This is a genomic window from Pseudomonas sp. P5_B2 (assembly GCF_056400445.1).
On sequence record NZ_JBFULH010001268.1, the window covers coordinates 1 to 776 of the forward strand.

1 protein-coding gene is annotated in these 776 nt (G+C 55.1%); it reads right to left on the reverse strand.

The genetic code is table 11. The annotated features are described in order from the left end of the window. A partial coding sequence (locus AC1DRJ_RS30670; protein ID WP_477805414.1) for a zinc-binding dehydrogenase occupies positions 1–776 on the reverse strand: 776 nt, incomplete at both ends.

Sequence of the window (776 nt, forward strand, 5' to 3'; positions counted from 1 at the left end):
GTGACCAGTTGGAAAGGGCGAGTGCTTATTTCTTGGCCCGCGCCTGCCACGCCAATGATGATCGACTCTCCCCAGCCTTTGTGGCAGCACTCCAGTGCTGCTCGCATCAGATGCACATTGCCTACACATTCGAAGGAGTAATCGACCCCGCCCTCGGTGAGCTCGACTATGACGTCCTGGATAGGCTTGTCATGCTCCTTAGGATTAATGAAATCCGTCGCCCCCAGCGCCATGGCAACGTCCCGCTTCGCTGGGTTGATATCAACCGCGATGATCCGGATGGCATTTGCCATTTTTGCGCCAATAATCGCCGCTAGGCCGATACCGCCYAGGCCAAAAATGGCAACGCTAGCTCCTGCCTCGACCTTAGCGGTATTAAGAACGGCGCCGATGCCTGTAGTCACACCGCATCCGAGCAGGCAAACCTGTTCCAGCGGAGCATCCTTAGGAATTTTTGCTAGTGAAATTTCGGGCAGCACTGTGTATTCGGAGAAGGTTGAGCAGCCCATGTAATGGAACAGCGGCTTACCTTCGTAGGAGAAACGTGAGGTGCCGTCCGGCATCAAACCTTTACCCTGGGTTGCCCTAACTGCTTGGCAAAGATTGGTTTTTCCGGAAAGGCAAAACTTGCATTGCCGGCATTCCGCGGTATAGAGCGGAATCACGTGGTCTCCGACTCGCAGGGAGGTCACGCCCTCGCCAATTGCTTCTACTACACCACCACCTTCGTGACCCAACACGCTGGGGAAAATACCCTCAGGATCGCTTCCCGAAAG